The organism is Streptomyces sp. NPDC107581 (genome assembly GCF_055657175.1).
This window is the reverse complement of sequence record NZ_JBVKBH010000015.1, coordinates 64154-90193: the sequence shown is the minus strand read 5'-3', so window position 1 is coordinate 90193 and position 26040 is coordinate 64154. Positions and strand designations below refer to the sequence as shown.

Sequence of the window (26040 nt, the reverse complement as noted above, 5' to 3'; positions counted from 1 at the left end):
GTATTACGGCCGCCCGCGTCTGGGAGGATTCCCGTCATGCCCGCATCACCGAGCACCGCCCGGGCCATCAATGACCGGCTCGCCCTGCGGCTGCTGCAACAGGAGGGCCCGCTGACGGCAGGGCAGTTGAAACAGCTGACCGGACTGTCCCGGCCGACCGTCGCGGACCTCGTCGAACGGCTCACCGTCTCCGGCCTGATCACCGTGGTCGGAGAATCCGGCGAGCAGCGCCGGGGCCCGAACGCCCGGCTGTACGGCATCGTCGCCGACCGCGCCCACCTGGCCGCGCTCGACGTACGCACCGAGGGGGTCCTCGTGCTGGTCTCGGACCTCGTCGGCCGGGTGCTCGCCGAGGCGTCCGTGCCGATCGGCGGGGACACCGGGACCGGGCCCGCCGTGGAGCAGGCGGTGGCGGCGGTGGAGCGGGCCGTGAAGGAGGCCGGCGCTACGGGGGCGCCTGCGCGCGAGGGCGTCCGGGCCTGGGGCAGGCTGCACACCGTCGGCATCGGGGCGCCGGGCCTCATCGACCCGGCCACCGGCGACCTCCGCGAATCCGGCCGCCTGCCCGCCTGGCACCGCCGCCTGGTCACCGCCCTGCAGGAACGGCTGCCCGAGGCCCGGGTCACCGTGGAGAACGAGACCAACCTGGCCGCGGTGGCCGAGCAGCGCGAGGGCGCGGCCCGCGACCGCGACACCTTCGTCCTGCTCTGGCTGGGCCACGGCGTCGGCGCCGCGGTCGTCCTGGACGGCGCCCTGCGCCGCGGCGCCTCCGGCGGTACGGGCGAGATCGGCTTCCTGCCGGTCCCGGGAACGGCGTCCCTGCCCTCGGCGACCGACTGCGACGGCGGCTTCCACTCGCTGACCGGGGCGGCGGCGATCGGCGCACTGGCCCGCGAGTTCGGCCTGCCGACGGCGCTGACCGCGGACGGGCCGGGCGTCGCGGTGGTGGTGGGCGGGGCGGTGGCCCGGCTGTCCGGCGGGGGCGACGCGCACGCTGCCGACCGCTTCCTCGACGCACTGGCACACCGGATCGCCATCGGGGCCGCCTCCGTCGTCTCCATCCTCGACCCGGGGTGCGTCGTCCTGGGCGGGGAGATCGGGCAGGCCGGGGGAGCGGAGCTGGCCACACGCGTGGCGGACCGGCTCCGGCGCATGTCACCGCTGGCCACCGAGGTGCGGGCCGGCAGCCTCGGCGGCGCCGCGGTGCTGCGCGGAGCCCTGCTGACGGCCCGGGACCGGGCCCAGGACGACCTGTTCGCACCGGCACAGCACAGCCAGGGACCCGCCCGTCCGACCGGACCACCGGCACGCAAGCACGGCTGACCGCCCCGACCGACCGGCGGCGACGGGGCGTTCTGCCGGCCCGCCCTCAGCGGGCACACCACTGCGGCGCCGGCCGTTCCGCGCCCTCTTGGCTACGGGCTCCGGAACCGTCGTCCAGGTCCCCCCGATTGCCGGCCCGCCCTCAGCAAGCACACCGCTCCGGCGCCGGCCGTTCCGAAGTCCTCATGGGCGCTGGCCTCCGAGGTGCTGCCCTTCCGGGGCTCCCCGAAGGTTCTTGGAGCGGCCTCAGCGGGTGCACCGCTCGGACGCCGGCCGCTCGGTGGCCCTCTTGGCTACGGGCTCCGGAACCGTCGTCCAGGTCCCCCCGATCGCCGGCCCGCCCTCAGAAGGCACACCACTGCGGCGCCGGCCGTTCCGAAGTCCTCATGGCCGTGGGTCCCCGAACCGCCGTTCCAGGTAGTCCTCGAAGGTGGCGCGGCCCGTCGCCCGGTCCGGTGTCAGATGGCCGCCCGCGCGGAAGGCGCGGTAGGTCTTCCCGAGCAGCGGTACGTTGACGACGGCCCGGCGGCGCCCGGTCGCCCGGAGGTAGGCGCGGGCCAGCGAGTCGAGTGACCGTACCTCCGGGCCGCCCATGTCCGGCACCCGTCCGGCCGCAGGCCCGGCCGTCAGCTCGGCCAGGCGGCCCGCGACTTCGGCAACCTCCACCGGCTGGTCCGCGACTGCGGCCGGGACCGGCATGACCGGCGGCTTGGACAGGCTCTGGAAGAGCGTCGCCAGCAGATCGTGGAACTGGGTCGTGCGCAGCACGGTCCAGCCGAGCCCCGACTGTTCGATCAGCCGTTCCACCGCGAGCTTGGACCGGTAGTAGCCGAACGGCACCCGGTCGACGCCGACGATGGAGATGTACACCAGGTGGCCCACCCCGGCCCGCCGCGCCGCCGCGATCAGGTGCTCCCCCGCCTGCTCGTCCCCGCCCCGCGGACTGCTCGCACAGTGCACCACCGTCGCCACGCCCGCGAGGGCCGCGTCGAGCCCGGCCCCGCCCGCGCGCAGGTCGACGGCGTACGGCTGCGTGTGCCGGCTGAGCACCCGCACCTCGTGCCGGTCGGCGCGCAGCCGCTCGGTGACGAGCCTGCCGAGCGTGCCGGTCCCGCCGGTCACCAGGATCCTGGTCATGCTGTTCCGTCCCTCCGGACACCGGGGCCCCGGTCGGAGCGCCCTTCGCCGACCGGGACCGCGCAGCCCCCGTGAAACGTGACAAGCCCCGGCGGGTCCGGCTACGCCCGCGTGAGCTGCCGTCGCACGTACTGCAGCTTGTCCGGGTTCATCACGGCGCGCGCGTGCGCGATCCGCCCGTCCGACGGCTCGAACTCGACGACCCCGGTCAGCGTGCCGCCCGCCCACATGGCCAGCCCGCGCGCGCCGTTGACCTCCAGCACCGTGAACTCCAGGCCCGCCGCGAACCGCTGGGCGACGCCCGCCAGGAAGCGCAGGACCTTCTCCCGGCCCTCGATCGGCCGCCGGGCCGCGGAGACCTTCCCGCCGCCGTCGCTCCACCAGGTCACGTCCGCCGTGAGCAGCTTCTCCAGGCCGGCGAGGTCACCCTCCCGGGCCGCCGCGATGAACGACGTGACCAGCTGCCGCTGATGCTCGGGAGCGGGCTCGAACCGGGACTCCGGCACGGCCACCCGCTGCGCCGCCCGCCGGTACAGCTGACGGCAGTTGGCCTCGCTCAGGTCCAGGACGTCCGCGATCTCCCGGTGGCCGTACCCGAACGCCTCGCGCAGCACGTAGACCGCCCGCTCGGTGGGGGTCAGCCGCTCCAGCAGGACCAGCATCGCCAGCGAGACCTGCTCCCGCCGCTGCGCGGACTCCAGCGGCCCGAGCGCGCCGTCGGAGGTGAGCACCGGCTCCGGCAGCCAGGTCCCGACGTACTGTTCGCGCCGCGCCCGGGCCGACGTCAGCCGGTTCAGACAGAGGTTGGTCACGGTTTTGCCGAGCCAGGCCGCGGGGTGCTCGATGGCCGCGCGGTCGGCGCCGCTGAACCGCAGATACGCGTCCTGCACGGCGTCCTCGGCCTCCTGCGCGGAGCCGAGCAGCCGGTAGGCCAGGCCGAACAGCCGGGGGCGGTGGGACTCGAACTCGTCGGCGAGCTGCGGTGCGGTCATGCGTCCACCCTGTCAGAGGCCTGGCGGCCCGGCGGCGGGCAAGGGCCGTCGTCACCGCCACCGGGCCCGCCCGAACCCTAAAAGGACTAGACCAGTGCGGTCAATGGGTCCGGACCAAGGCCAATCCGTCCTCCGTGCGCGGCAGTTGACCGACGCGACTGCGCCGCGCAAGTCCAGCGACACGTACTGTGAGGGAGCCCACACGGTCCGCCTGTCTGGAGTGTCGTCCGGCGTGGCACACTGGCCGTGTACCAGAAGCAGCGCACTCCGGGGTCGGTGAAATTCCGAACCGGCGGTTACAGTCCGCGACCCGGTCGCTTCCAGCGGCCGGTTGACCAGGTGAAATTCCTGGACCGACGGTTAAAGTCCGGATGGGAGGCAGTGCGCGGCGGGCGGGCATGTTCCTGTGCGCGCCGCCGTCTCTGGGATTCGTCCATCTGCGGACGGGTCCCTGTTCGGCGTCGCCCCCGGTGTGCTCACCCGTTCATTCTGTCGTCATCGACAGGCCCCGGAGTCCGTGCCCCAATGTGGCAGGAGGACCCGGGAAGTGTTCACCGGAATCGTCGAAGAGCTGGGTGAGGTCACCGCCGTCGAGAACCTCGGCGACGCCTCCCGTTTCCGGCTCCGCGGCCCCGTCGTGACCGAGGGCGCGCAGCACGGCGACTCCATCGCCGTGAACGGGGTCTGTCTCACCGTCGTGGAGCACGAGGGCCCCGAGTTCACCGCCGACGTCATGGCCGAGACGCTGAACCGCTCCAGCCTGGGCGCGCTCACCGTCGGCTCCCGCGTCAACCTGGAGCGCCCCACCGCCGTGGGCGCGCGCCTCGGCGGGCACATCGTGCAGGGCCATGTCGACGGCACCGGCCGGGTGCTGGAGCGCAAGCCGTCCGAGAACTGGGAGATCGTCAAGATCTCGCTGCCCGCGGACCTCGCCCGGTACGTCGTGGAGAAGGGGTCCATCACCGTCGACGGCATCAGCCTCACCGTCGTCGAGGCCGGCCAGGACCACTTCACGGTCAGCCTCATCCCCACCACCCTCGACCTGACCACGCTCGGCCACAAGCAGCCCGGCGACCCGGTCAACCTCGAGGTCGACATCATCGCCAAGTACGTGGAGCGGCTGCTCGCGGCCGGTCAGGGGGCCGGCCGGTGAACTGGCTCGACTCCCAGGCCTTCACCCTGTTCGGCCAGCACATCATCTGGTCCGACATGGTCGGCAACATCCTCGGGCTCATCACGCTCGCCCTCGGCTGGCGCCGCTCCCTGCTGACCTGGCCGGTCCAGTTCCTCTCCGGCCTCGTCCTCTTCGCCGCCTTCTACGGCCATCTGGCCGGCAGCGCGGGCAAGCAGGTCGTCGTCATGGCCGTCGCGCTGTACGGCTGGTGGCAGTGGCAGCGCACCAGGGGCCGCTCCGCGGACGGGCACATCGCCCCCCGGTTCGCCACCTGGACCGAGCGCGGGACGATGCTCGCCGCCGCCGCCGTCGGCACCGTCGCGGTGGCCCTGCTCTTCAAGGCCTACCCGTCCCTGTCCTGGGACCCCTGGCCGGACGCGTACATATTCGTCGGCACCATCGTCGCCATGTACGCCCAGGCCAAGGGCATGGTGGAGTTCTGGTTCGCCTGGCTGCTCGTCGACCTCGTCGGCGTGCCCCTCAACTTCGCCAACGGCTACGCCTTCTCCGGTTTCGTCTACGTCATCTACGGCGCACTCGTCCTGTGGGGCATGCGCGACTGGTGGCTGCGCTCCCGCCGGGGCCCGCAGCCCGTCCTGGAAGGAGCGCCGGCATGACCTCGACCTCTCTGCTCCACGGCACCGACCGCATCGAGGAGTTCAGGCTCGACCCCGTCGAGCAGGCGATCGCCGACATCGCGGCCGGCCGGCCGGTCGTGGTCGTCGACGACGAGGACCGGGAGAACGAGGGCGACCTCGTCATCGCCGCCGAGAAGGCGACCCCCGAGATCGTCGCCTTCATGATGAGCGAGTGCCGGGGCCTGATCTGCGCCCCCATGGAGGGCGACGAACTGGACCGGCTGCGGCTGCCGCAGATGGTCGCGGACAACACCGAGTCCATGAAGACCGCGTTCACCGTCTCCGTGGACGCCTCCGCCGCGCACGGCGTGAGCACCGGCATCTCGGCCTCCGACCGGGCCACCACGCTCCGCCTGCTGGCCGGCGGCACGGCGGGGGCCGGCGACTTCGTCCGCCCCGGCCACATCTTCCCGCTGCGCGCCAGGCCCGGTGGCGTCCTGGTGCGCAACGGCCACACCGAGGCCGCCGTCGACCTCGCCCGGCTCGCGGGACTGCGTCCGGCAGGCGCCATCGTGGAGATCGCCGGCGAGGACGGCCGGATGCTGCGGCTGCCCGAGCTGATCCCGTTCGCCCGCAAGCACGGCCTGACGATCATCTCCATCGAGGACCTGATCGCCTACCGCCGCAGCAGCGAGCCCACCGTCCGCCGCGAGGCCGAGACCCGCCTGCCCACCGCGCACGGCACCTTCACGGCCTACGGCTACCGGTCCACCGTCGACGGCGTCGAGCACGTCGCCCTCGTCCACGGCGAGATCGGCGACGGCGAGGACGTCCTGGTCCGCGTCCACTCCGAATGCCTCACCGGCGACGTCTTCGCCTCCCTGCGCTGCGACTGCGGCCCCCAGCTGGACACCGCCCTGGAGCGCATCCAGAAGGAGGGCCGCGGAATCGTCGTCTACCTGCGGGGGCACGAGGGACGCGGCATCGGACTGCTGTCCAAGCTGCGCGCCTACGAACTGCAGGAGCAGGGCCGCGACACCCTGGACGCCAACCTCGAACTGGGCCTGCCCGCCGACGCGCGCGACTACGGCGCCGGTGCGCAGATCCTCGCCGACCTCGGCGTCCGCAGCGTCCGCCTGATGACCAACAACCCCGAGAAGACCGACGCGCTGCTGCGCCACGGCCTCAAGGTCAGCGGCCGCGAGCCGATGCCGGTCCAGGCCGGCGAGCACAACCTCCGGTACCTGCGCACCAAGCGGGACCGGATGGGGCACGACCTGCCCTGGCTGGACACGCCCGCCGTGCCCGCCTCCGCGGCCACGGCCGCGTCCACCTGCGGCAACCAGTAAGCGAAAGCACTTAGGAGAGACGTGAGCGGCAAGGGTGCACCGGAACTGTCCGTACGCAACGTGAGCGACCTCAGGGTCGCCGTCATCGCGGCGCAGTGGCACGAGCAGGTGATGGACGGTCTGGTCAACGGCGCCCTGCGCGCCCTGCGCGACCTGGGGATTGACGAGCCGACCCTCATCCGGGTCCCCGGCAGCTTCGAGCTGCCCGTCGCCGCCAAGGTCCTCGCCGGCCGTGGCTACGACGCGGTGGTCGCCCTCGGCGTCGTCATCCGCGGCGGCACCCCCCATTTCGACTACGTGTGCCAGGGCGTCACGCTCGGCCTCACCCAGGTCTCCGTGGAGACCGGCGTGCCCGTCGGCTTCGGCGTCCTCACCTGTGACACCGAGGAGCAGGCCCTGGACCGGGCCGGTCTGGAGGGTTCCAACGAGGACAAGGGACACGAGGCCGTGACGGCCGCCGTGGCGACGGCGGCCACGCTCCGCTCAGTATCTGAACCCTGGCACTGAGGTACCACCCGGAGCGCGTAGGGTGGGGCCCACCATGTCCAAGAAGACGTTCGAGCAGCTCTTCACCGAGCTGCAGCACAAGGCAGCCAACGGCGATCCCGCCACCTCCCGCACCGCAGAGCTGGTCGGCAAGGGTGTCCATGCCATCGGCAAGAAGGTCGTCGAGGAGGCCGCCGAGGTCTGGATGGCCGCCGAGTACGAGGGCAAGGAGGCGGCCGCCGAGGAGATCTCGCAGCTCCTCTACCACGTCCAGGTGATGATGGTCGCCCGCGGAATCTCGCTGGACGACGTCTACGCCCATCTGTAGAAGACGTCCACGCCCACCCGTAGAACCCGATCCCGCACCGACACCCCGCTCGCACTCCACGCAAAGGAAGCCGACCTCATGCTGCGCATCGCCGTCCCCAACAAGGGTTCCCTGTCCGGCCCTGCGGCGGAGATGCTCCATGAGGCCGGCTACCAGCAGCGGCGCGAGTCCAAAGAGCTGCGGATCGTGGACCCGGTGAACGAGGTCGAGTTCTTCTACCTCCGGCCCCGTGACATCGCCATCTACGTCTCCTCCGGCCGGCTCGACATCGGCGTCACCGGCCGCGACCTCCTGGTCGACTCCGGAGCCGACGCCGAGGAGATCCTGCCGCTCGGCTTCGCCCGTTCCACCTTCCGCTTCGCCGCCAAGCCGGGCACCGCGGACTCCCTCGCGGACCTGAAGGGCAGGACGGTCGCCACCTCCTACGAGGGCATCGTCGCCGGATACCTCGCCGACAACGGCATCGACGCCTCCGTCGTCCACCTCGACGGCGCGGTGGAGACCGCGATCGAGCTGGGCGTCGCCGAGGTCATCGCCGACGTGGTCGAGACCGGCACCTCGCTGCGCAACGCGGGCCTGGAGGTCTTCGGCGAGCCGATCATGAAGTCCGAGGCCGTCGTCATCCGCCGCACCGGCGCCGCCGCCGACGACACCGCGGAGCCGAAGGTCCAGCAGTTCCTGCGCCGCCTCCAGGGCGTCCTGGTCGCGCGGACGTACGTGATGATGGACTACGACTGCCGGGTCGAGCAGCTGGAGAAGGCCGTCGCACTGACCCCGGGCCTGGAGTCGCCGACCGTCTCCCCGCTGCACAACGAGGGCTGGGTCGCCGTCCGTGCCATGGTCCCCGCCAAGGAGGCGCAGCGGATCATGGACGACCTGTACGAGATCGGCGCCCGGGCCATCCTGACCACGGCGATCCACGCCTGCCGCCTCTGAGGGCCGTACAGCCATGTCCGACCAGACCCGCCTGCCCGGCCTTCCCGTCACGTTCAGGCCGGGCCGCACCCGCGCGATCCTGCTCACAGCCGGTGCCGCGATCTTCCTGGTGATCTCAGGGATCGCGATGCTCCTGGAGCAGCTCGGACCGGGGGAGCGGCTCAGCTTCATCATCACCGGGGCGCTCCTGTTCTGGGTGCTCGCCCAGCTCGCCCGGGTGAAGGTCGTCGCCGACGACTCCGGCGTCACCGTGGTCAACATCGCCAGCAGACGGCGTCTGGCCTGGGAGGAGATCCTCCAGGTGAACCTCCGTCCGGGCGACCCCTGGGTGTTTCTGAACCTCAGCGACGGCACCAGCCTGCCCGCGCTCGGCATCCAGCCGGGCATCGCCAAGCAGCGCGCCATCGCCGACGCACAGGCCCTCCGGGCGCTCGCCGAGGCCCGCGCGGCGACCCACGCCACGGAAGATCAGGGCTGACTCAGGGCCGTCCACCCTGCCACAGCGGCCCCTGTCTTGATTAATCTGGTGACGGAGGCGCGTTTCCTCGCGCCTCCGCCCCTGCGCTCCGCCCGGTGCACAGGGGCTCCTGCTACCCGAGGAGTGACTCCCTCCGGCGATGGACGGATCGTCCTGTAGTACCTGCGCCACCCCCTCCCGACAGAGCGCGGACCCCCTCCGCGTCCCTGCGGAGGCGGTGGCACCATGACTCTCCCCCTGCTGCTCCTCGGAGCCGCGTTCCTGCTGATTCTCGCCAACGGATTCTTCGTCGCGGCGGAATTCGGCCTGGTGACGGTCGAGCGCCCGGAGGCCGAGAAGGCCGCCGCGGAAGGCGACAAGCGCGCCGGCACGGTCGTCGAGTCGCTGAAGGAGCTCTCCTTCCAGCTCTCCGGCACCCAGCTCGGCATCACCATCACCTCCCTCGTCGTCGGCATGCTCGCCGAACCGGCACTCGCCGAGCTGCTGCGCGGCCCCTTCGGCGCGCTCGGCATCCCGGACGGCGCCGCCTCCGGTGTCGCCGTCGTCATCGGCATGCTGCTCGCCTCCGCGGTCCAGATGGTGGTCGGCGAGCTCGTGCCCAAGAACTGGGCGGTGTCCAAGCCCCTGCAGGTCGCCCGGTTCGTGGCCGGCCCGCAGCACCACTTCTCCCGCCTGTTCCGCCCGGTGATCGCCGCGCTCAACACGGTCGCCAACCGGCTGGTCCGTGCGCTCGGCGTCGAGCCCGCCGAGGAGCTGGCCTCCGCGCGCACCCCGGGGGAGCTGGTCTCCCTCGCCCGGCACTCGGCCCGGGCCGGCGCCCTGGAGCAGGACACGGCCGACCTGTTCGTGCGCACCCTGTCCCTCGGCGATCTGACCGCGCAGCACGTCATGACCCCGCGCGTGAAGGTCAGCGCCCTGCAGGACTCGGCGACCGCCGAGGACGTGGTCAACCTCACCCGGGCCACCGGACTGTCCCGCTTCCCGGTCTACCGGGAGAAGATCGACGAGATCGTCGGCATGGCCCATCTCAAGGACGCGCTGGCGATCCCCGCGTACGACCGGTTGCGCACCCCGGTCGGCCGCATCGCCCGCAAGGCGCTGCTGGTGCCCGAGACCCTGCCGGTCCAGCCCCTTCTCGCCCGGCTGCGCAGCGAGCAGCCCATCGCGGTCGTCGTCGACGAGTACGGCGGCACGGCCGGTGTGGTCACGCTGGAGGACATCGTCGAGGAACTCGTCGGCGAGGTCCGTGACGAGCACGACGGCCAGGACGTGCCCGAGCTGGCCGCCGCCCCGCCCGAGGACGGCAGACCCGCCTGGGACGTGGACGGCAGCTGCCGCGTCGACATCCTGCAGCGCATAGGCCTCGACGTGCCCGAGGGACCCTACGAGACCGTCGCCGGCCTGGTCGCCGACCTGCTCGGCCGTATCCCGGCCCCCGGTGACCGGGCCGAACTGCCCGGCTGGCGGGTTTCCGTCCGCCAGGTCGGCCACTACCGCGCCGAACGGGTCCGCCTGGTCAGGACGGCCCCGGCGGCGAACGTCATGGAGGCCGTCCGATGAGCGTCCTCCAGCTGGTCTTCGCCGCGCTGCTCGTGCTCGCCAACGGCTTCTTCGTCGGCGCCGAGTTCGCGCTCGTCTCCGTCCGCCGCAGCCAGATCGAACCGCTCGGCACCGCCCGGGCCCGCCAGGTGCTCTACGGCCTGGAGCGGCTGCCCCAGATGATGGCGGCGGCGCAGTTCGGCATCACCGTCTGCTCCCTGACGCTCGGCGCGGTGGCCGAGCCGACCGTGGCCCATCTGCTGGAGCCGGTGTTCGAGGCCATCCACCTCCCGGACGGCGTGATCCACCCGCTGGGCTATGTGATCGCACTCGCCGGAGTGGTCTTCTTCCACCTGGTGATCGGCGAGATGGTCCCGAAGAACCTCGCGATGGCGGCCCCCGAGAAGGCGGCGCTGTGGCTCAGCCCCGGCCTGGTGTACTTCGCCCGGCTGTGCAGGCCGATCACCGTGGCTCTCGGCGCCTGCGCCCAGGGCATCCTGCGGCTCTTCCGCGTCGAGCCCAAGGACGAGGTCGAGGCCGTCGTCACCAGCGAGCAGCTGAACCGGCTGCTGGAGGACTCCGGCCAGGCGGGCCTTCTCGACCCGGAGGAGCAGGAGCGGCTGGAGGACGCGCTGGAGCTGGGCTCGCGCCCGGTGACGGACGTCCTGCTGCCGCGCGAGTCCCTGGTGACGGTGCCCCCGGCGGTCACACCGGGGGAGATCGTGCGGCTGACGGCCCGTACGGGCTACTCCCGCTTCCCGGTGGCGGCCGGGACGGGCGCCTTCATGGGGTACGTCCACGTCAAGGACGTACTGGACCTGGAGGACTCCGACCGCGCCGTCCCCCAGCGCGTCTGGCGTCCGATGACGACCCTTCGCGCGGAACTCCCGCTGGACGACGCCCTGACGGTCATGCGCCGGGCGGCCACCCACCTGGCCCAGGTCGCCGACCCGAACGGCAGGGTACTGGGCCTGGTCGCCCTGGAGGACGTACTGGAACTCCTGGTCGGCGAGGTACGGGACCCGGCGCACCGGGAGACCCCGGAACCGAAGGTGTCGGAGCCGAGGGCGAGCGGAGAACCGGAGGGGGCGCTGGCCACGTAGCGGCCGAATCCCGGCCGTGGGGGCCGTGGGGGCCATGGGAGCCCCGGAAGCTGCGGGAGCCCCGGAAGCTTCGGGAGCCGCGGGGCCGTCCGGTGGGCTGAGGGTGCGTGGGGGGACTGGTCGTGCGGTTCCCCGCGCCCCTGCCGGGCGCTCCGCACGCCCCTGTCGGGTGCTCCGCACGCCCCTGTCGGGCGCCCGGTGCCTACATGGCCGACGGATCCTGCGGCCCCCGCCCCGACAGCACCTCCCCGTACGCCTGCATCAGGTCCGGCAGCCGCAGCGTGGCCAGGTCCTGCCGGGACAGCGCGCCCGGATACGCCGACAGGCGCAGATCCCGGTACGCGCAGCTCTTCTCGTACAGCGTCCGCAGGAACCGCCCGTTCCCCAGCTCGTCGATCCACCCCTGGTCCACCACGTGCCCGGCGATGGACCGCAGTTCCTCCAGCGCCTCCTCGTCCCACAGGTCCCTGTTCTCCGCCGCCAGCACCTTGCCGATCTCGGTGAGCTCCAGCGGCCGGTAGGAGGGGAAGTCCACCCGCGTGGTGAACCGGGAGGAGAGCCCGGGGTTCGCGGCGAGCAGCCGGTCCATGCCCTCGGGATAGCCGGCCAGGATCACCACCAGATGGTCCCGGTTGTCCTCGGCCCGCTTCAGCAGCACCTGCAGTGCCTCGTCGCCGTACGCGTCCCCCTTGCCGTAGCCGGAGTTGGACAGCGAGTACGCCTCGTCCACGAACAGCACCCCGCCGATCGCGGAGTCGATCAGCTCGTTGGCCTTCACGGCCGTCTGCCCCAGGTACTCGCCGACCAGATCGGCCCGCTGCGCCTCCACCAGGTGGTCGCCGCCGAGCAGCCCCAGTGCGTAGAAGACCCGGCCCAGGATCCGCGCGACCGTGGTCTTCCCGGTGCCCGAGGGACCGGAGAAGACGAAGTGCCGCTTCGGCGGCTGCACGGGCAGGCCCTGCCCCGCCCGCAGCCGGGCCATGTTCAGCTGCGCGGACAACGCCTTGACCTGGCGTTTGACCGGTTCCAGCCCCACCATGCGCTCCAGCTCGGCGAGCGCCTCCTCGAGCAGCCCGGGGTCGGTCGGGCCCGCCGGCAGGGGCGAGGACGGCGACGGCACACCGCTCTTCACCCGCACGGCCGGATCGGAGACCGACGGGAGCGGCCCGGTCGGCAGGTCGGGCTCCGGCAGCCGCAGGTCCCGCCCCTCCGTGCCGAAGAACGGATCGAGCGTGTCCGGCCCGTCCACCGTGTCCTGCCCGGCACCCGTCAGAGTGATCGCCGCGAGATCGGCCGGATCGTCGTACCCGTCGCCCTCGGCGATCGCGGCGAGCCGGGCCGAGGTGTCCATGAAGGCGGGATCCACCCGGTGCACGGCCCGGTACAGCGGCAGCGCGGCGGCGCTGCGCCCCGTGCCCTCGTGCGCCCGCGCCAGCCAGTACCGCAGCTCCTTGCGCTGCGGCTGCTCGCTGCGGCAGCGCATCAGGGCCGCCGACAGCAGCGGCTCGGCCTGCCCGTACATCTCCAGCCGCACCCGGGCCATGCCGCCGAAGAGACCGGCCTCGATGCCGAGCATGGCATCGTCCAGCAGCGGATCGGTGTGCCGGACCAGCTGGTCCCAGTCCTTGACCAGATAGGCGCGGCAGGCGTGCAGGAAGCGCACCTGCGGGTCGGTGTCCACCGGGGGCAGCCCGGCCAGGGCCCGGTCCAGCTCCGGGACGTGCCGGCCGTCCAGCCAGTGGGAGGCGTGGGCGAGCAGCAGATCGCGCGGGGTCTCAAGGACCGGCTGCACCCACCAGCCGAGCCAGTACCAGGAGTTGAGGGTCCGGCGGTGGCGGGCGCGCTGCTCCCCGAAGCGCTCGCGGTGCCGGAACATCCGCAGCAGCGCGGTCGTGGTGTCGACCCGCAGCGCGTGCAGCCCCAACCAGCCGTCCGCCATGCCCGGATCCATCCGTACCGCGGCGCGGAACTCCTCCTCCGCCTGCGGATAGGCACCCATCGTGTAGGCGTCCACACCTCGCAGCCAGGCGAGGTCGGCCGGGGCCTCGGGGCCCTGCGTGCCGAAGTCCATCACGTCCCCCACAGACCGTGCCCCCGTCGGTTCACCGCCGGGCAGGCGCCCGACGGCCGCCGCGGCCGAACCGCCGTGCCGCGGACCGGAGTTGCAGGTGCGCGAGGCAGCCGCTCGAAGGTCGCACCGAGGGCATCGTACCCGTGGGACGACCGCGCACCGAAGGGTGCCGCACGGGCCGTTTGACGAGGTGGGAGCAGACGGGGCGCACACCGAACGGTGACCGAGGGTGAGCGAATCGGTGCGCGGGGCGCCCGGAAAACGGGCTGAGGGCAGAACGAAGCCCCCGATCACGGGGGAACAACCGGGGGCTTCGCGTCTGCGGGCGGCTCCGAATGGCCGCACATTGAGAACGTAAGTCCTGTACGGCCCCCGGGTCAAGCGGCCTCGAGGCTCTCAAAGAAGTTCCCCCGCAAGGGTCTTCACACGTTCAGCACACAGCGGACGGACCATCACCGTGGGTGACATCCTGGTCCGGTCCAACGGTTTTCGCGGGCCCCGGCAGCACCTCGTACCCCTCCGGTGTCTGGAGCACCAGGAGATCGGCATGGGGGCGCGAAGGGTCGGCGGCGAAGTGCGCGTGCTCCGCCGCGACCCATCCGGCCCAGAACTCCCGCTGCTCCGCACCGTCCCGCCGGCGCCCGCGCGCCCAGGACTCCTCGTGGGGCAGCTCCATCCACAGCAGCCGCGCCAGATGCGGGCGCAGCGCCCGGCGTCCGGCGCCGACCCCTTCGATCACGACCACGGGTGCCGCCGGCAACGGGCACGGTGCGCCGAACGCGCGGGTGCGCCAGTCGTAAGGGGTGTAGTGCGCGGTCTCGCCGCGGGAGAGCGGCCCGATCACCTGGGCCAGGAGCCGCTCCGTCCAGTCGAAGAGCTGCTCGTGGCTGGCGATGTCGTCGAGGTGCAGCACCGGCGCCCCGTCCAGCGCGGCCGCCAGGCGTCCGGCGAAGGTGGACTTTCCGGAGCCGGCGTGTCCGTCGACACCGATGAGCCGGACCGGTCCCAGGGAGGGGGGAAGCCCGCGCAGCCGGGCGGCGAGGTCGTGAATGGCGGTTCCCGGGGTGTGGTGCGGTGTGGGGTGTTTTCCGGAAACAGTCTAATAGTGGCCCATACTGACGGACCCGGCGGGGCGGGGAAACGTCGCTTCTTGAACCACTGGCTGACCGCCGGTCAATCAAACAGATTAACTTATGAAATCAGCTGACCGATATGTGAAGCTCGGCGTTCCCGGCACGCCGACTGCTGAGTAAGGTGCCTCCTGCGCAACTGCGATGCGCCGAACGGGGACGGACAGGGGAACATGGCCGCGGAGTTATTCGAAGGGCACTACGTATGGCATCCGGCGGCCGACGACCGTGTCCTGGCGGGCGTATGCGTCGATGTGCGCGCCGGGCGTTATCTGAGCGCGTACGAAGCCCTGGCCGAGACCCGTTCCGACTTCGCCCTGCGCGCCCACCGCTCGCTCGTGCTGGCCTCGGAGGCGGCCGGCACGGACCTGGTCGAGCGCTGGCTGGCCGAGGAGCCCACGCCCGAGGCGGCGCTGATGTGGGCCCGGGTGGCGGTGCAGCGCGCGGTGCGCGCCGCCGATGCGCACGACGAGCGCGCCGAGGCACTGGAGCGGATAGCGCTGGCCGCCTGCGACCGGGCCGCCGCCATGGCCCCGGACGACCCCACCCCCTGGGTCGCGAAGCGCGCCATGGCCCGGCTGCACCGGCTGCGCGACCCCGCCCCGAAGGGCCTGCTCACCGCGCCGCCCGGCCCCTGGCGGCTGTTCGCGCACGTCCTGTCCCTGGACCCGTGGCACCGCGAAGGTCACCACCGCTTCCTGTCGTGCTTCTTCACGCGGCACGGCGGCTCGGTCAACGCCGCCTGGGACGTGGCCGCCTTCCTCAGTCAGCGGGCCCCCGCCGACTCCGCCCTCAGGCTGCTGCCGCTGGTGGCCCTGGTGGAGAGCTACAACCCCACCCAGCTGCTCGCCGACCGCGTCTGGGAACAGCCCCAGTGGCGCTCCACCGCACTGGCGATCTACCAGAACTGGCTGCCCACGGTGGCCGGCTACCGCTTCACCCCCGTGCTCGACCTGGCCTACCTCGCGCACGCGCTGGTCATGGGCCAGCGTGAGTTCGAGGCCCGGGCGGTCTTCGCGGCGATGGGCCCGTACGCCTCGCGCATGCCCTGGAGTGCCTTCGGCGACCCCGCCGAGCAGCTCTCCCGGGCCCGGCGCGCCTGCGGCCTGCCCGTCCCGGGACCCGCCTGACCCCCGCACATGCTCTGCCCCCCCACCAAGAGAAAGGTCGATCTGTGTCGGAACGGATATCGGCTCCACGGGCGAAAGCCCGCGGGGGAGAAGACCCGGTCGTACTCGACGATGACGCGACGCTGCATGCGATGGGTTATCCGCGGAAACTCACCCGCCGCTTCCAGGCGTTCGACAATTTCGCGATCTCCTTTACCATCATCAATATTCTTTCGGGTATTTTCTCGTCCTTCGGATTCGGCATGAACGCGGGTGGCCCCCGTATTCTCGTGTTCGGCTGGATCGGCGTTTCCATCATGGTGCTCTTCATCGCCGCCGCCATGGCGGAAGTCGCCTCCGCGTATCCGACGAGCGGTGCGCTTTATTTCTCGGCCGGAAAACTCGCCAAGCGCCACAAGGGCGCCTGGTCGTGGTTCACCGGCTGGCTGAACTTCGTGGGGCAGATCGGCGGCACCGCGGCCACCGGCTACGCGGCCGCCACCTTCATCCAGGCGTTCATCGCCCTGCAGTGGACCTCGTACCGGCCCACCGCGCACCAGACGGTCCTGATCACGGCTCTGGTCATCGTGCTGCAAGGCCTTGCCAACACCTACACCGTCCAGCTGGTCGCCCTGCTGAACCGGATTTCCGTGTGGTGGCTGCTGATCGGACTCGTGGTGATCGTGGCCACACTCATAGTGATGCCTGATCATCATCAGTCGGCGTCCTTCGTGACGCATTTCGAGAACAACACCGGCTTCACGAGCGGGCTTTACGGCGGCATGCTCGGTCTGCTGGTCACCAGCTGGACCTTCACCGGGTTCGACGGCAGCTTCCACATGTCCGAGGAAACCGTCCGTGCGACGGTCAACGCCCCGAAGGGCATCACCCGTGCCGTCGGCTATTCGGCGATCACCGGCCTGATCCTGATGCTGGCATTGGTCTACAGCATTAGCGACTACGACACGGTGGCCGGTGCCTCCGCGCCGCCCGTCCAGATTCTCATCGACGGCCTCGGCCTCGGCACCGCCAAGGCGATGCTGCTCATCGTGATCGGCGCGATGCTCTTCTGCGGTCTCGCCAACCTCACCAGCAACACCCGGCAGATCTTCGCCTTCTCCCGGGACGGCGCCATGCCCGGCTCGCGCCTGTGGCACTCGGTCTCGCCGCGCACCCGTACGCCCGTGAAGGCCGTGTGGCTCGCGGTGGTCTGTTCGCTCGCCCTGGTCCTGCCGGGCTGGTGGTCGCACACGGCGTTCACCGCCATCGTCAGCGTCAACGTGGTCGGACTCTTCCTCGCCTACGCCGTGCCGATCTTCCTGCGGCTGCGGCTCGGCGACGAGTTCGAGCCCGGCCCCTGGCACCTGGGACGCTGGAGCAAGCCGGTCGGCTGGATCGCGGTGACCTGGATCGTGCTCAGCAGCATCCTGTTCATGCTGCCGCAGGCCTCGCCGATCACCGTCGACTCCTTCAACTACGCGCCCATCGCGCTGGCCGCCGTCCTGCTCGTGGCCACGGTCTGGTGGTTCGCCACCGCCCGCCGCAGCTTCCAGGGCCCGGTCAGCTACGGCCGTCCCGACGAGGTCGCCGCGATGGACCTCATCTGACCGCACCGGCCGTCACGGCCCCGGCGCAGGCCACAGTGCCCGCGCCGGGGCCTTCGTGCGCCGGCGGCTTCCCCCTTCAGAGGCTCAGACCAATATTCGTGGCGTGGCATCCGCGGAAGTGCTGGCAGGGGCATGCCGCCTGCTCCATAGTTGGCGCACGACCGTGCACCGGACCAGTCCCGACCCGGACACCTGGGGGTAACCGCGCCCATGAGCAGAGCCCGACAGCCGTCCCGCAGAACCGTCCTCGCCGCCGCCGTGGCCGCGGCGGTCTCCTCAGGAGCCGTCCCCGCGGCCGCCGCCACCGCACCGGCGCCCGCCGCCGACACCGACGACCCCGGCCGGGCCGCGGTCCGCCCCGTCGACTACCACGCCTGGACGGCGTACCGCGACTGGCGCCACGGCGCCGCGCACGGCGTGCGGGCCGTCCCCGGCCACCGCCCCGGCGTCGTGATCGGCGCCCCCGCGGGCCGCAGCGACTACACCGACCCGCACACCGGCACCACCGCCACCTGGGAGTACGCCACCTGGACCGGCCCGGTCCACCACCTCGACGTGCCCGCGACCGAGGTCGTCGCCTCCTGGAACGCCGACACCCCGGCCGGCACCTGGCTCCAGGTCGAGCTGTGCGGCACCTACTCCGACGGCACCGGCACGCCCTGGTACGTCATGGGCCGCTGGGCGGCCGGGGACCAGGACATCAAGCGGACCTCGGTGGACGGCCAGAGCGACGGCAGGAGCACCATCTGGACCGACACCTTCGCCGTCGACGACCCGAGCACCGGACTGCGTCTGGCCTCGTACCGGCTGCGCCTGACCCTCTACCGCAGGCCGGGAACCCGCCTCACCCCCACCGTGTGGCGGCTGGGCGCCATGGGCTCCGACATCCCCGACCGCTTCACCGTCCCGGCGTCCGCCCCCGGCCTCGCCCAGGAGCTGAGCGTCCCGCGGTACTCGCAGGAGCTCCACAAGGGCCAGTACCCGGAGTACGACAACGGCGGCGAGGCCTGGTGCAGCCCCACCTCCTCGCAGATGATCGTCGAGTACTGGGGCGGCCGGCTCACCGCGGAGCAGCTCTCCTGGGTCGACCCCTCCTACGCCGACCCGCAGGTCGACCACGCGGCCCGCTTCACCTACGACTACCAGTACGAGGGCTGCGGCAACTGGCCGTTCAACGCCGCCTACGCGGCCACCTACCAGGGCCTCCAGGGCGTGGTCACGAGGCTGGCCTCGCTCGGCGACCTGGAGACGCTGATCGCGGCCGGCATCCCGGCCATAACGTCCCAGTCCTTCCTCAAGACCGAGCTGACGGGCGCCGGGTACGGCACCTCGGGCCACCTGATGACCGTGATCGGCTTCACCGCGGACGGCGACGTGATCGCCAACGACCCGGCCTCGGCGGACGACCAGGCGGTGCGGCGCGTGTACCTGCGGCGGGAGTTCGAGAACGTGTGGCTCAGGACCAAGCGGTACAACGCCTCCGGCCAGGTCGTCTCCGGCACCGGAGGGGTCTGCTACCTCTACTTCCCGGCCCACCCGAACCCGCGCCAGCGCAAGGCGCTCGCGGCGGTGGGGGTGCGCTGACCCGACCTGTGTGAGCAACGTCTCCGCCGCAAACGCCGTCGCGGGTGGCAAGGTGGACAAAAGGGTGGGGGGATTCCACTCCGTACGTCCGACCTCTGCGAGAAACCATGAGCGCACACCCGGCCACCGCCACCCGCGTCCGCACCGGCGGCCCCCAGGAGGACGGCCCCAAGATCCTGGAGCACGTCCTGGGCTGGGTCCTCGTCGTGGTGGTCGCGATGCTCGTGACCCGGCTGGGGCTGCTCTGACCCGGCCGTGCAACCGGCCGCGCACCCGGCCCTGCGCCGACGCTCCACCCGACCGGTCCCAGTTGTTCTGACATACTGCGGAGGTCCCGCCGACCTCCTAGACCAGGGTCGAAATTGAATATGCGTCAACAGCGTGCCGCCGTCCGTCCCCGGGTGCGCGGCACCGAGCGTTCTGTGGCGCGTCGCGCCGAACTCATCGCCATCGGGCGGAAGCTGTTCGCCGACACGTCCTACGACGCGCTGTCCATGGACGACATCGCCCGGCAGGCACATGTCGCCAAGGGGCTCATCTACTACTACTTCCAGTCCAAGCGCGGCTACTACCTGGCGATCATCCAGGACTCCGTCGCCGACCTGGTCACCTTCGCCGCGAGCGGCCTCGAACTGCCCGCCGTGGACCGCGTCCACCGCACCATCGACAGCTATCTGCGCTTCGCCGAGAACCACCAGGCCGCCTATCGCACCGTCGTCAGCGGCGGGGTCGGCTTCGACACCGAGGTGCACGCCATCCGGGACGGGGTGCGCGAGGCGATCATCGCCACCATCGCCGAAGGGGCCTACGGCCGCAGCGACATCGCTCCGCTGGCCCGCATGGGTCTGCTCTCCTGGGTGTGCAGCGTCGAGGGCGCCACCCTCGACTGGATCGACCGCCCCGGACTCTCCCGGGACACCATGCGCGACCTGCTGGTGAAGACCCTCGGCGGAGCCCTGCGCGCCGTCGCGGAACTGGACCCGTCCTATCCGGCGCCGCCTCCGGCCCGCCGCGACGGCTGACGAGAGGGAGCGAAGGCTCGTGGTCCTCCGCTCCCTCGGCCTGTACGGGGCTAGTTGATCGCCTTGATCAGCTCGCCGTTCGCCGTGTCGCCGCTCAGTTCCCAGAAGAAGGTGCCGCCGAGGCCCTGCTGGTTCTTGTAGGTCATCTTCGTGGCGATGGTCGCCGGGGTGTCGTAACTCCACCAGTTGCTGCCGCACTTGGCGTAGGCCGTGCCGCCCACCGTGCCGGTCGCCGGGCACTTGGTCTTGAGCACCTTGTAGTCGTCGATGCCCTGCTCGTACGTGCCCGCCGCCGGGCCGGTCGCCGTGCCGCCCGGCGCCGCCTGCGTGACGCCGGTCCAGCCGCGCCCGTAGAAGCCGATGCCGAGCAGCAGCTTGGCGGCCGGAATGCCGAGGCCCTTGAGCTTGGCGACGGTCGCCGCGCTGTTGAAGCCCGCCTTGGGTATGCCGGAGTAGGAGTTCAGCGGGGAGTGCGGGGCGGTCGGACCGGCCGCGTCCCAGGCGCCGAAGTAGTCGTACGTCATCGGGTTGTACCAGTCGACGTACTGGGCCGCGCCCGCGTAGTCCGCCGCGTCGATCTTGCCGCCGCCGGAGGCGTCGGCGGTGATCGCCGCGGTGACCAGGTTCCCGGAGCCGAACTTCGACCGCAGTGCGGCCATGACGTTCTTGAACGCCTCCCGGCCGCTGGTGTCGCAGGTGTTGCCGCAGGCGTTCGGGTACTCCCAGTCGATGTCGATGCCGTCGAAGACGCCCGCCCACTTGGAGTTCTTCACCAGGTCGTAGCAGGACTGGGCGAAGGCGGCCGGGTTCTTCGCCGCCTCGCCGAAGCCGCCGGACCAGGTCCAGCCGCCGAAGGACCACAGGACCTTCAGGCCCGGGTGCTTCTTCTTCAGCTTCAGCAGCTGGTTGAAGTTGCCGCGCAGCGGCTGGTCCCAGGTGTCGGCGACGCCGTCGACGGACTCGGCCGCGGTGTAGGCGCGGTCGGTGGCCGCGTAGGAGTCGCCCATGGCGCACTTGCCGCCGGTGACGTTGCCGAAGGCGTAGTTGATGTGGGTCAGCCTGGCCGCGGAGCCCGAGGTCTCGATGTTCTTGACGTAGTACTTGCGGTCGTAGGTCCCCCATTCGGTGAAGTAGCCGACGACCTTCGAGCCGGCCTTGACCTGCGGGGCCGCGGGGGCGGCGGCGGTCGCGGTGCCCGCGCCGGCCAGCAGTCCGGCGCCCAGGGCGGCGGAACACGCTGCGGCGAGGAGCGCCCGGAACCGGGCGCGGGGGCGGTGGGGAGTGTGCATCCGGTGTCTCCTCGTGGGGGGAGAGGGGAACGCGCGCCGATTGGCATGAACGCGGTAAAGCGTTGGTCATGCACAGTAGGAGGACTAGACCAATGCGTCAATGGTTCGGACCAATTTCGGGAGGACGGAGAGTTCCGGCCGCATCGTGAAGTAAGCGGTCGTTAACTGGTGACGGGAGGTCGCTGATCGGGCATACTCACCGCACAGAGCCGCTGGTCAGCAGCTTCCGAGACCCGGGAGCGAACGCCTTCGGCCGAACGGAACGATCAGGCGGAGCCGCCCCGACCCACAGGGCCGGACCGCCGGTGCCCGACAGGGAGGAGACCGACGCCATGTCCGAGCGCGACCCGCAGCCGGTGGAGCGTCAACTGCCCACGGAAGAAGCGAGGGATCTGCTCGCACTCGTCCGTGACATCGCCGAGCGCGAGATCGCGCCGAAGGCGGCCGAGGAGGAGGACGCCGGGCGCTTCCCGCGCGAGGTCTTCACCCTCCTGTCCGACGCGGGCCTGCTCGGCCTCCCGTACGGCTCCGAGTACGGCGGCGGCGACCAGCCGTACGAGGTCTACCTCCAGGTCCTGGAGGAGCTGGCCGCGGCCCGCCTCACCGTCGGTCTCGGCGTCAGCGTGCACACCCTCGCCTCCTACGCCCTCGCCGCCTTCGGTACCAAGCAGCAGCAGGTCGAGCACCTGCCCGCGATGCTCGGCGGCGGCCTGCTCGGCGCCTACTGCCTGTCCGAGCCGTCCTCCGGATCGGATGCCGCCTCCCTGCGCACGAAGGCCGTCCGGGACGGCGACCACTGGGTGATCACCGGCACCAAGGCCTGGATCACGCACGGCGGGATCGCCGACTTCTACACCGTGATGGCCCGCACCGGCGAGGACGGCCCGCGCGGAATCACCGCCTTCCTGGTGCCGGGCGACGCCGAGGGGCTGAGCAGCGCGGCGCCGGAGAGGAAGATGGGCATGAAGGGCAGCCCGACCGCCCAGGTCCACTTCGACGGTGTGCGCGTCGCCGACGACCGCCGCATAGGCGAGGAGGGGCAGGGCTTCTCCATCGCCCTGTCCGCGCTCGACTCGGGGCGGCTGGGCATCGCCGCCTGCGCCATCGGCCTGGCCCAGGCGGCCCTGGACGAGGCGGTCGGGTACGCCACCCAGCGCCGGCAGTTCGGCCACCCCATCGCCGACTTCCAGGGCCTGCGCTTCATGATCGCCGACATGGCGACCCAGATCGAGGCCGGCCGGGCGCTCTACCTCGCGGCCGCCCGGCTGAGGGACGCGGGCAGGCCGTTCGCGAAGCAGGCCGCCATGGCCAAGCTGCACTGCACCGACACGGCCATGAAGGTCACCACGGACGCCGTGCAGATCCTCGGCGGTTACGGCTACACCGCCGACTTCCCCGCCGAGCGCTATATGCGCGAGGCCAAGGTCCTGCAGATCGTCGAGGGCACCAACCAGATCCAGCGGATGGTCATCGCCCGTCACGTGGCAGGGCCGGAGGGGCGCTGAACTGTCCCCTGAGGACCGTCGGGGCCGCCAGCCTGATCCACTCCGGATCGTGGCGGCCCGGCAGGGTGCGGCCCCCGTCGGCCCAGGCGCGCATCAGGTCGCGGTAGATGGGCGGATCCTGCGGCACGGGCGGCGGAAGCGATTCTGCGGGACGGGGCACGAAGATGCGGCGCAGACGCCCGGCCGGGGAGTACGTGGGGGTCATACCCGGACAACGCGGAAGGCGCCGGGCAGGTCACCCGCCCCCGGAATCGGGCGTGAGTTCACGGGCGTCCGGTCCCCGCTCTGGCCTCCTCACAGTATCTGACGTACCGTCAGCGAACTGTCTTCCAGGGGGGTGTCCGTGACCGACGACCGTCCCGTACCGCTCGACGAGTACCCCGTGCACCAGGTGCCGCTGTCCATGAAGCACGTGGCGACCGGGGACCGCAACGCCTACGACCGCTGCATCTTCCACGTCTTCGACCACTCCGGTCGCGCCCTGCTCATCCTCGGCCTCGGGGTCTACCCCAACCTGGGCGTGATCGACGCCTACGCGACCCTGCGCACCGGCGACACCCTGCATGCCGTCCGTGCCTCCGACGCGCTCGGCGAGGACCGGATGCGGCTGGAGGTCGGCCCGCTGCGCATCGAGGTCCGGGAGCCGCTGCGGCAGCTGCGTCTGGTCTGCGAGGACGAACCGCTGTCGTACGACCTCACGTGGACCGCCGCCTTCCCGGGGCTGTGGGAGCCGCACCACCTCCAGCACCGCGGCGGCAGACTCACCCTGGAGGGACGCCGCTTCGTCCAGGCGGGCACGGCGCAGGGGGTGATCCGGGCGGGCGGCGAAGAGTTCGGCGTCTCCCCGGAGGACTGGACCGGCACCCGGGACCGCAGCTGGGGCGTGCGGCCGGTGCCGGGCGAGGACGGCGGTCGGCTCGCCGCGGAGCACCCGACCGAGGGCTTCCACTGGATCTGGTGCCCGGTCCGCTTCGAGGACCGCTTCCTGATGGTCATCACCCAGGAGGACGCCGACGGCCACCGCTCCCTGAACGACGCCACGCTGGTACGCCCCGGCCACCGCGACCGCCAACTGGGCTGGCCCCAGGCCGAGATCGCCTACCGCTCCGGCACCCGCCATCCGGAGCGCGCCGTCATCCACCTGGGCGATCCGCGCAAGCCCATGGAGCTGGAGGCGGAGATGCTGGCCTCCTCGCCGCTGGCGATCGGCGCGGGCTATCCGCCGGCCGACGACTGGCAGCACGGCACATGGCAGGGCCGGGGGTGGGTGGACCGCCGCACCTACGACATGGCGTCGCCCCACCCCCTCGCCGCCTACGGCGTCACCGATCACGCCGCCCGCTTCCGGCTCGACGGACACACCGGGTACGGCATCTTCGAGCACGGCTCGTTCGGCCGGCACGACCCGAGCGGCTTCACCGGCTTCGATTCCGTCGCGCCCTGAGGGAGGACGAGATGGCGACAGCACCGCGTCCCCGCACCAGCACCCGCGACCCCGAGGAACTCGCCCGGCGGGTCACCGCCTGGCTCGGCACCCGGCTGCCCGGCGCCAAGGCCGTCGGCGTCACCGTCCCGGCCTCCAACGGCATGTCCAGCGAGACCCTGCTGTTCGACATCGAGCACCCCGAACCGCCGGTGCGCTCCTGCGCGTTGCGTCTTGCGGCGGACCCGGCGGCGTACACCGTCTTCCCGGAGTACGACATGGCCCGCCAGCACCGCACCCTGCGGCTCGTGGCCGGCCGCACCGACCTTCCGGTGCCCCGGGTGCTGTGGCTGGAGGAGGACCCCGGGCCCCTGGGGGCCCCGTTCTTCGTCATGGAGCGGGCCGCCGGGCGCGTGCCTCCCGACGTCATGCCGTACACCTACGAGGGCAGTTGGCTGCATGCGGCGAGCGACGCGGAGCGCGAGCACCTGGAAGCCGCCACGATCGCCCTGATCGCCCGGCTGCACGACCAAGTACCGGCACGGGAGGCCGAGTTCCTGGCGCTGCCGGGCGAAGGGGACGCCCTGCGCCGGCACGTGACGGCCCAGCGGGCCTACTACCGCTGGGTGATCGACGGACTCGCCCGCTCCCCGCTGATCGAGGCCGCGTTCGACCGCCTGGAGCAGCTGTGGCCGCGCGAGCCCGGCGCGCCCGTCCTGAACTGGGGTGACGCGCGCATCGGGAACGTCGTCTACGACGGCTTCGACCCCGTCGCCGTCCTGGACTGGGAGATGGCGGCCCTGGCACCGCGCGAGGTGGACCTCGGCTGGACCGTCTACCTGCACCGCTTCTTCCACGACCTCACGGTCACCTCCGGACAGCGCGGACTGCCGGACTTCCTGCGCCGCGACCGCATCGAGGCCCGCTACGCACGCCTGACCGGACACACCCCGCGCGACATGGACTTCTACACCCTGTACGCCGCCCTGCGGCACGCGATCGTCATGCTGCGCATCGCCTACCGCCAGGCGTACTTCGGTGAAGTGGCCCTTCCGGCGGACCCGGACGCACTGATCCTGCACCACGGCAGTCTGCGCGCCATGGTGCAGGACAGCTACTGGGACTGAGGGCCGGCGGTCCGGAGGGACTCAGGCGGCCTGGCGGCTCTCCGGCACGCGCATCGGGCGCGAACCCGGGCCGCCGACGTGCGAGAAGGGCTGCGTCCGCCAGTTCAGACCCTGGGGGAGCGTCAGCAGCAGGGCGGTGTCCTGCTCCTGCGGAGCGAAGGACTCGTCCGCGGGGCGGGCCTCGGCCGCCGTGCGGCCCGTGCCCGCACAGACCGTGAGCCCGAACGGGTTCCACGGCGAGGCGCACAGTGCGTGCTCCGGCAGGATCTCCTCGTCCGCCAGCAGCGCGATCGGCTGCGCGCAGTCCGGGCAGATCACCCGGTACATCTCGAAGGTGTCGTAGGCGTCGAGCTCTTCGACCTCGTAGGCGTCGGGTTCGACGCCCTCCGGCTCGGGCTCGACGACCGGCTGCTGGCGCTTGGACGCAGGACGACCAGGGCGCTTGAGACTCTGCATGGGAACTCCCCCTAAGGCTGGGCCGTGAAGGCACTGCGGCCTCGACCACAGCAAGCATTTCCCGTCCGCTCTCGGCGGTAATCACGAGAACATCACGGAGCCCGCACCAGCGCTGTGGCGTTCGTCACATGCCGAGTGAAGATGCCCGGTGCGCCGCGCCTTCGTCCCGCCTCTGCCCCGCCCCGCGCCCGCCCCCGTGCCGCCCGGACGGCCCCCTCTCGATTGTCGGGCACATTACAAACCAGGCATGACCTGCGTTGCTCGGGTATCCGAGGAGATCAAGCGCACTGTAGG

24 protein-coding genes and 1 riboswitch are annotated in these 26040 nt (G+C 71.7%); of the genes, 18 read left to right on the top strand and 6 right to left on the bottom strand.

The window, feature by feature from the left end; genetic code table 11:
* The first annotated feature begins 36 nt into the window (after positions 1-36).
* A complete protein-coding gene (locus tag ACZ7P3_RS32035) occupies positions 37-1323 on the top strand; it encodes an ROK family transcriptional regulator (RefSeq protein ID WP_472086988.1) in 1287 nt (428 codons plus the stop codon).
* A 384-nt stretch (positions 1324-1707) separates the two neighbouring features.
* On the opposite strand, the gene ACZ7P3_RS32030 is transcribed toward ACZ7P3_RS32035, so the two are convergent.
* Together ACZ7P3_RS32030 and ACZ7P3_RS32025 are read right to left on the bottom strand one after the other, a co-directional pair.
* Entirely contained in the window at positions 1708-2460 is a 753-nt protein-coding gene (locus ACZ7P3_RS32030) for an SDR family oxidoreductase (protein WP_472086987.1), read from the bottom strand.
* Between the two features lie 101 nt (positions 2461-2561).
* On the bottom strand, positions 2562-3452 hold the full coding sequence (locus ACZ7P3_RS32025) for an RNA polymerase sigma-70 factor (protein WP_472086985.1): 891 nt from the start codon (positions 3450-3452) through the stop codon (positions 2562-2564).
* 258 nt (positions 3453-3710) lie between these two features.
* Positions 3711-3841: riboswitch (FMN riboswitch) on the top strand.
* A 158-nt stretch (positions 3842-3999) separates the two neighbouring features.
* Here ACZ7P3_RS32025 and ACZ7P3_RS32020 point away from each other — a divergent pair.
* From ACZ7P3_RS32020 to ACZ7P3_RS31980, 9 genes are all read left to right on the top strand, one after another.
* A complete protein-coding gene (locus tag ACZ7P3_RS32020) occupies positions 4000-4605 on the top strand; it encodes a riboflavin synthase (RefSeq protein WP_472086983.1) in 606 nt (201 codons plus the stop codon).
* On the top strand, positions 4602-5243 hold the full coding sequence (locus ACZ7P3_RS32015) for a nicotinamide mononucleotide transporter family protein (RefSeq protein WP_472086982.1): 642 nt from the start codon (positions 4602-4604) through the stop codon (positions 5241-5243). Before ACZ7P3_RS32020 ends, ACZ7P3_RS32015 begins: the two co-directional genes overlap by 4 nt.
* Positions 5240-6553, top strand: coding sequence for a bifunctional 3,4-dihydroxy-2-butanone-4-phosphate synthase/GTP cyclohydrolase II (locus ACZ7P3_RS32010; RefSeq protein ID WP_472086980.1), 1314 nt, complete (start codon positions 5240-5242; stop codon positions 6551-6553). The genes ACZ7P3_RS32015 and ACZ7P3_RS32010 overlap by 4 nt, the downstream gene beginning before the upstream one ends.
* A 21-nt stretch (positions 6554-6574) precedes the next feature.
* Positions 6575-7060: a 6,7-dimethyl-8-ribityllumazine synthase gene (gene ribH, locus ACZ7P3_RS32005; protein ID WP_472086978.1), complete on the top strand. Its 486-nt coding sequence runs from the start codon at positions 6575-6577 to the stop codon at positions 7058-7060.
* Positions 7061-7094: 34 nt separating this feature from the next.
* Positions 7095-7367, top strand: coding sequence for a phosphoribosyl-ATP diphosphatase (locus ACZ7P3_RS32000; protein ID WP_158919248.1), 273 nt, complete (start codon positions 7095-7097; stop codon positions 7365-7367).
* Positions 7368-7445: 78 nt separating this feature from the next.
* Complete coding sequence (hisG, locus tag ACZ7P3_RS31995; protein WP_472086977.1) at positions 7446-8303, top strand: ATP phosphoribosyltransferase; 858 nt, start codon at positions 7446-7448, stop codon at positions 8301-8303.
* A 13-nt stretch (positions 8304-8316) separates the two neighbouring features.
* Complete coding sequence (locus ACZ7P3_RS31990; RefSeq protein ID WP_472086975.1) at positions 8317-8781, top strand: PH domain-containing protein; 465 nt, start codon at positions 8317-8319, stop codon at positions 8779-8781.
* A gap of 225 nt (positions 8782-9006) precedes the next feature.
* Positions 9007-10341, top strand: a complete 1335-nt coding sequence (locus ACZ7P3_RS31985) for a hemolysin family protein (RefSeq protein ID WP_472086974.1) — start codon at positions 9007-9009, stop codon at positions 10339-10341.
* Complete coding sequence (locus tag ACZ7P3_RS31980) at positions 10338-11423, top strand: hemolysin family protein (RefSeq protein ID WP_472086973.1); 1086 nt, start codon at positions 10338-10340, stop codon at positions 11421-11423. Before ACZ7P3_RS31985 ends, ACZ7P3_RS31980 begins: the two co-directional genes overlap by 4 nt.
* A 202-nt stretch (positions 11424-11625) precedes the next feature.
* Here the strand turns inward: ACZ7P3_RS31980 and ACZ7P3_RS31975 are convergent, their stop codons facing one another.
* Together ACZ7P3_RS31975 and ACZ7P3_RS31970 are read right to left on the bottom strand one after the other, a co-directional pair.
* Complete coding sequence (locus tag ACZ7P3_RS31975; protein ID WP_472086971.1) at positions 11626-13494, bottom strand: AAA family ATPase; 1869 nt, start codon at positions 13492-13494, stop codon at positions 11626-11628.
* Positions 13495-13924: 430 nt separating this feature from the next.
* Positions 13925-14545, bottom strand: a complete 621-nt coding sequence (locus tag ACZ7P3_RS31970) for a uridine kinase family protein (RefSeq protein ID WP_472087219.1) — start codon at positions 14543-14545, stop codon at positions 13925-13927.
* A 252-nt stretch (positions 14546-14797) separates the two neighbouring features.
* Between ACZ7P3_RS31970 and ACZ7P3_RS31965 the strand changes: the two genes are divergently transcribed.
* The 5 genes from ACZ7P3_RS31965 to ACZ7P3_RS31945 all read left to right on the top strand — a co-directional run bounded on the left by ACZ7P3_RS31965 (position 14798) and on the right by ACZ7P3_RS31945 (position 19946).
* Positions 14798-15754, top strand: a complete 957-nt coding sequence (locus ACZ7P3_RS31965; protein WP_472086969.1) for a hypothetical protein — start codon at positions 14798-14800, stop codon at positions 15752-15754.
* Positions 15755-15798: 44 nt separating this feature from the next.
* Positions 15799-17340 carry an amino acid permease gene (locus ACZ7P3_RS31960; RefSeq protein WP_472086967.1) on the top strand — a complete coding sequence of 514 codons (1542 nt, stop codon included), beginning with the start codon at positions 15799-15801 and terminating at the stop codon, positions 17338-17340.
* Positions 17341-17550: 210 nt separating this feature from the next.
* Positions 17551-18924 carry a peptidase C39 family protein gene (locus ACZ7P3_RS31955; RefSeq protein WP_472086965.1) on the top strand — a complete coding sequence of 458 codons (1374 nt, stop codon included), beginning with the start codon at positions 17551-17553 and terminating at the stop codon, positions 18922-18924.
* A gap of 107 nt (positions 18925-19031) precedes the next feature.
* Entirely contained in the window at positions 19032-19172 is a 141-nt protein-coding gene (locus tag ACZ7P3_RS31950) for an SCO1431 family membrane protein (protein WP_472086963.1), read from the top strand.
* 120 nt (positions 19173-19292) lie between these two features.
* On the top strand, positions 19293-19946 hold the full coding sequence (locus tag ACZ7P3_RS31945; RefSeq protein WP_472086961.1) for a TetR/AcrR family transcriptional regulator: 654 nt from the start codon (positions 19293-19295) through the stop codon (positions 19944-19946).
* Between the two features lie 50 nt (positions 19947-19996).
* Here ACZ7P3_RS31945 and ACZ7P3_RS31940 read toward each other — a convergent pair whose 3' ends face one another.
* Positions 19997-21235, bottom strand: coding sequence for a glycoside hydrolase family 18 protein (locus ACZ7P3_RS31940; RefSeq protein WP_472086960.1), 1239 nt, complete (start codon positions 21233-21235; stop codon positions 19997-19999).
* Positions 21236-21567: 332 nt separating this feature from the next.
* Here ACZ7P3_RS31940 and ACZ7P3_RS31935 point away from each other — a divergent pair, with 332 nt between their 5' ends.
* From ACZ7P3_RS31935 to ACZ7P3_RS31925, 3 genes are all read left to right on the top strand, one after another.
* Positions 21568-22740 (top strand): acyl-CoA dehydrogenase, encoded by a 1173-nt coding sequence (locus tag ACZ7P3_RS31935; RefSeq protein ID WP_472086958.1) that lies wholly within the window; start codon positions 21568-21570, stop codon positions 22738-22740.
* A gap of 343 nt (positions 22741-23083) precedes the next feature.
* Positions 23084-24184, top strand: a complete 1101-nt coding sequence (locus ACZ7P3_RS31930) for an Rv3169 family protein (protein ID WP_472086957.1) — start codon at positions 23084-23086, stop codon at positions 24182-24184.
* An 11-nt stretch (positions 24185-24195) separates the two neighbouring features.
* Positions 24196-25290, top strand: a complete 1095-nt coding sequence (locus ACZ7P3_RS31925) for a phosphotransferase family protein (protein WP_472086955.1) — start codon at positions 24196-24198, stop codon at positions 25288-25290.
* Positions 25291-25311: 21 nt separating this feature from the next.
* On the opposite strand, the gene ACZ7P3_RS31920 is transcribed toward ACZ7P3_RS31925, so the two are convergent.
* Positions 25312-25746, bottom strand: a complete 435-nt coding sequence (locus tag ACZ7P3_RS31920) for a hypothetical protein (RefSeq protein WP_472086953.1) — start codon at positions 25744-25746, stop codon at positions 25312-25314.
* Positions 25747-26040 lie beyond the last annotated feature (294 nt).

What these genes read in the sequence shown, in the direction of transcription:
- ACZ7P3_RS32035 (WP_472086988.1), top strand. Translation starts at nt 37, where the DNA reads ATGCCCGCATCACCGAGCACCGCCCGGGCCATCAATGACCGGCTCGCC.
- ACZ7P3_RS32030 (WP_472086987.1), bottom strand. Translation starts at nt 2,460, where the DNA reads ATGACCAGGATCCTGGTGACCGGCGGGACCGGCACGCTCGGCAGGCTC.
- ACZ7P3_RS32025 (WP_472086985.1), bottom strand. Translation starts at nt 3,452, where the DNA reads ATGACCGCACCGCAGCTCGCCGACGAGTTCGAGTCCCACCGCCCCCGG.
- ACZ7P3_RS32010 (WP_472086980.1), top strand. Translation starts at nt 5,240, where the DNA reads ATGACCTCGACCTCTCTGCTCCACGGCACCGACCGCATCGAGGAGTTC.
- ACZ7P3_RS32000 (WP_158919248.1), top strand. Translation starts at nt 7,095, where the DNA reads ATGTCCAAGAAGACGTTCGAGCAGCTCTTCACCGAGCTGCAGCACAAG.
- hisG (WP_472086977.1), top strand. Translation starts at nt 7,446, where the DNA reads ATGCTGCGCATCGCCGTCCCCAACAAGGGTTCCCTGTCCGGCCCTGCG.
- ACZ7P3_RS31990 (WP_472086975.1), top strand. Translation starts at nt 8,317, where the DNA reads ATGTCCGACCAGACCCGCCTGCCCGGCCTTCCCGTCACGTTCAGGCCG.
- ACZ7P3_RS31985 (WP_472086974.1), top strand. Translation starts at nt 9,007, where the DNA reads ATGACTCTCCCCCTGCTGCTCCTCGGAGCCGCGTTCCTGCTGATTCTC.
- ACZ7P3_RS31980 (WP_472086973.1), top strand. Translation starts at nt 10,338, where the DNA reads ATGAGCGTCCTCCAGCTGGTCTTCGCCGCGCTGCTCGTGCTCGCCAAC.
- ACZ7P3_RS31975 (WP_472086971.1), bottom strand. Translation starts at nt 13,494, where the DNA reads ATGGACTTCGGCACGCAGGGCCCCGAGGCCCCGGCCGACCTCGCCTGG.
- ACZ7P3_RS31965 (WP_472086969.1), top strand. Translation starts at nt 14,798, where the DNA reads ATGGCCGCGGAGTTATTCGAAGGGCACTACGTATGGCATCCGGCGGCC.
- ACZ7P3_RS31955 (WP_472086965.1), top strand. Translation starts at nt 17,551, where the DNA reads ATGAGCAGAGCCCGACAGCCGTCCCGCAGAACCGTCCTCGCCGCCGCC.
- ACZ7P3_RS31950 (WP_472086963.1), top strand. Translation starts at nt 19,032, where the DNA reads ATGAGCGCACACCCGGCCACCGCCACCCGCGTCCGCACCGGCGGCCCC.
- ACZ7P3_RS31945 (WP_472086961.1), top strand. Translation starts at nt 19,293, where the DNA reads ATGCGTCAACAGCGTGCCGCCGTCCGTCCCCGGGTGCGCGGCACCGAG.
- ACZ7P3_RS31940 (WP_472086960.1), bottom strand. Translation starts at nt 21,235, where the DNA reads ATGCACACTCCCCACCGCCCCCGCGCCCGGTTCCGGGCGCTCCTCGCC.
- ACZ7P3_RS31935 (WP_472086958.1), top strand. Translation starts at nt 21,568, where the DNA reads ATGTCCGAGCGCGACCCGCAGCCGGTGGAGCGTCAACTGCCCACGGAA.
- ACZ7P3_RS31925 (WP_472086955.1), top strand. Translation starts at nt 24,196, where the DNA reads ATGGCGACAGCACCGCGTCCCCGCACCAGCACCCGCGACCCCGAGGAA.
- ACZ7P3_RS31920 (WP_472086953.1), bottom strand. Translation starts at nt 25,746, where the DNA reads ATGCAGAGTCTCAAGCGCCCTGGTCGTCCTGCGTCCAAGCGCCAGCAG.